The organism is Candidatus Cloacimonadota bacterium (genome assembly GCA_012522635.1).
Taxonomy (GTDB): domain Bacteria; phylum Cloacimonadota; class Cloacimonadia; order Cloacimonadales; family Cloacimonadaceae; genus Syntrophosphaera.
This window is the reverse complement of record JAAYKA010000043.1, coordinates 1-3262: the sequence shown is the minus strand read 5'-3', so window position 1 is coordinate 3262 and position 3262 is coordinate 1. Positions and strand designations below refer to the sequence as shown.

Here is a 3262-nt window from a genome sequence, read left to right as displayed (position 1 = left end):
TCAGCGCCGCCCATCGTCTCTGCGGATACGAAGGTGCCTGCAGCAACCTGCATGGCCATAACTGGACTGTGCGGGTGGCACTTACATCCAAAAAACTCGATGACATTGGCATGGCGATGGATTTTGGTCTCATCAAAGGCCTGCTCAAACAAATCACAGACGAGCTTGATCATGCCTATTTGAATGACCTGCCAGAGTTTAAGGACATCAATCCCACTTCCGAAAACCTGGCACGGCACATCTTTGAGCGCATGGAAAATAAGCTTGCGAATCCCTTAATTCAGGTGGCGGAGGTCGAAATCTGCGAATCCCCATCTTCCAGTGTGGTTTATTATGGTCCGCTTCGTTGAATCCTTTTTCGTGAAAAGCGCGGTGGAGCCAGCGGATTATCCCGCCAGCGCCTATCCGGAATTTGCCTTTGCCGGACGCAGCAATGTGGGAAAATCCACCCTCATCAACCTGCTCACAAACAACAGTAAACTCGCCAAAACCAGCGGTACACCAGGCAAAACACGCCTGCTGAATTTCTTCCTCATCCGCTGGAAGGACGACAGTGACGAAAGCCAGGGACGCCTGCAGCTTACCGACCTTCCCGGCTATGGCTATGCCGAAGTTTCCCAGGCTGAACAGGAAAAATGGCGCCGCATGTTGGATCACTATTTTGAACAGCGGGAACAAGTTAGGGGCATGATTGTGCTTGTGGACATCCGCCGTGAAGCCGATCCCAAGGATATTCTGATGTTGGAACTGCTCCGTTTGCGCGGCATCGACCACTGCGTGGTCGCCACCAAGGCAGACAAAATTCCCAAAACAAAGCTTGCCAAAACCCTGAAGCTTCTTGCCCACGGATTGGGGCTGGGAAATGCACCCATCACAGCCGTTTCGGCGCTTAAAAACACCGGATTGGAGCCGCTCTACGAGTGGATTGGCCAGCGTGCTAAACCCTGATGCCACATGATTTTGACCTAATCGTGGTGGGCGGAGGCCATGCCGGGGTGGAAGCCGCTTTGGCTGCAGCCCGCCGGGGCGCGAAAACCGCGCTCTTTGTGCTGAAACTGGAATCCATCGGCCGTCTGAGCTGCAATCCTTCCATCGGTGGACCCGCCAAAGGTCACCTTGCCAGAGAGATAGATGCTCTGGGCGGAGAGCTTGGCCACATCGCCGACCTTTCCGGAATCCATTTTCGAATGTTGAACCGCAGCAAAGGCCCGGCAGTCTGGGCTCCGCGTGCCCAAAATGATCGCAACCTCTATTCCCAGCTTATGCGCGAGCAGGTGGAACACCAGGAAAACCTCAGCCTCATCGAGGCTTCCATCTCCCAAATCATTGTGGAAAAAGGCAGAACCGTGGGTGTGCGCTGCAATCTGGGCAAGGAATACCGCGCTGGGCAGGTCATCCTGGCACCCGGAACCTTCCTGCGCGGCATGATTCACGTGGGCAAAATCTCCGTTTCCGGCGGTCGCAGCGGTGAGCCTGCCGCCAATGAACTCTCCCAAGACCTTCTGCGTCATGGCTTTAAGCTCGAACGCTTCAAAACCGGCACCCCACCCCGGGTGGATATGCGCAGCCTCGATTTTTCCAAATTGGAAGAGCAGCCCGGCGACCCCGATCCCGAAGGTTTTTCCTGGTATCGTGACATCACCCTGCAAAACCGCGTGAGCTGCTACATGACGCGCACCACCCCCGAAACGCATGCCATCATCAGCCAAAACCTCCATCTATCTTCACTTTACGGCGGTATAATCCAAGGCATCGGGCCTCGCTATTGCCCTTCCATTGAAGACAAAATCGTAAAATTTCCCCAGCGTGATACCCACCAAGTTTTCATCGAACCGGAAGGCTTGAACACCTTTGAAGCCTATGTGAATGGCGTTTCCACCTCTTTGCCGCCAGACATCCAGGAAAGAATCCTGCACAGCATCCCCGGCTTGGAAAACGCACGCGTGATGCGTCACGCCTACGCCATCGAATACGATTGCATCGACCCCGCCGAAATCGATTCCAGCCTGCAATGCAGACGGATTAAAGGTCTTTGGCTGGCGGGACAAATCAATGGCAGTTCCGGCTATGAAGAAGCCGCCGCGCAGGGCATTATGGCTGGCATAAACGCCACCCTGGCTCTGGAAGGGCGCGAACCCATCATTCTGAGCCGCTCCCAAGCCTATATTGGGGTGCTGATTGACGATCTTGTCACCCGCGGCACCAACGAACCCTACCGCATGTTTACATCTCGCGCGGAATACAGGCTGCTGCTGCGTCAGGACAATCGCGACGAAAGTCTCATGCCTCTGGGACATGAATTGGGACTGCTTTCAGAGCAGCGCTGGCAACGATTCCAGCGCACCATGGAACTGAAAAAGCAGGAATTGGAGCGCCTCAAAAGCGAGAAAACCCTGCCTCATCCCGACCTTCGCGAACCCCAAAAATTTGCCGCGTTACTCAAGAGGCCGGAAGTATCCCTGCAAGAGCTTGAAAAATATGGCTACAAGCCTTCCCCGGAGGTCACACCAGACATCCTCCGCCGCTGCGAACTCGAAATCAAATATGAAGGCTACCTAAAACGCGCCGAGGATGAACTGCAGCGCTTTAAAGCCGCGGAAGACCTTATCCTTGATGAAGATATCGACTATCAAAGCATCGAAACCATCGCCTGGGAAGCCCGGGAAAAACTGGCAAAAATCAAGCCTCGCAGCCTGGGACAGGCAATGCGCATCCCCGGAGTCAATTACACCGATACCGCGGCGCTCTTGGTCTGGCTGCGCCGAACCGGAAAATAAACTATCTCAATCCGCCTGCGCAAAAATCAAATGGTGACGCTCAGTTTCATATAAACCGTGGACAAATCCTTTCTTAATTCCCCCAGCGGAGCAGTCCAAGTGGAAGCTTCCTCCTGCGTTTGGGCTGATTTTAAGCCCAGATATAAAAACCAATCCGGCTTAAACTCATAGCGCAGATTTCCAAAGTAGCTCAATTCCGCTGAACTTTCCAGTTTTTCGTAGGTGCTCAAGCCGCTTCCCATCGATATTTTAAAGCTCGGAGCGGGGGTGAAGTCCAGCCCCGCGTTGGCAACAATATATTGATTGTCCAAGAGCGTGAAATATCCTGGAAACACTTCCACCGTCTGCCGCCTGTAACCTTTATGATTCCAGGTTCCAGATACCCATAAAGACAGGTTGTCAAAGGGTTTCACCATTGCCGAGCCGCCAAGCGTGTGTTTGGGATAGGTGTCCGAAAGTGCGTAAACCAATTCGGTCCCAACGTT

General features: G+C 53.7%; 4 protein-coding genes. 3 read left to right on the top strand and 1 reads right to left on the bottom strand.

What is annotated here, in order from left to right:
• The 3 genes from queD to mnmG all read left to right on the top strand — a co-directional run.
• A partial coding sequence (gene queD / locus GX135_02645) for a 6-carboxytetrahydropterin synthase QueD (protein NLN84989.1) occupies positions 1-350 on the top strand: 350 nt, incomplete at its 5' end.
• Positions 334-948: a YihA family ribosome biogenesis GTP-binding protein gene (locus tag GX135_02640; protein ID NLN84988.1), complete on the top strand. Its 615-nt coding sequence runs from the start codon at positions 334-336 to the stop codon at positions 946-948. The genes queD and GX135_02640, both read left to right, overlap by 17 nt.
• On the top strand, positions 948-2777 hold the full coding sequence (mnmG, locus tag GX135_02635; protein NLN84987.1) for a tRNA uridine-5-carboxymethylaminomethyl(34) synthesis enzyme MnmG: 1830 nt from the start codon (positions 948-950) through the stop codon (positions 2775-2777). Before GX135_02640 ends, mnmG begins: the two co-directional genes overlap by 1 nt.
• Before the next feature lie 26 nt (positions 2778-2803).
• Here mnmG and GX135_02630 read toward each other — a convergent pair.
• Positions 2804-3262: hypothetical protein (locus GX135_02630; GenBank protein ID NLN84986.1), on the bottom strand; the 459-nt coding region annotated here is incomplete at its 5' end.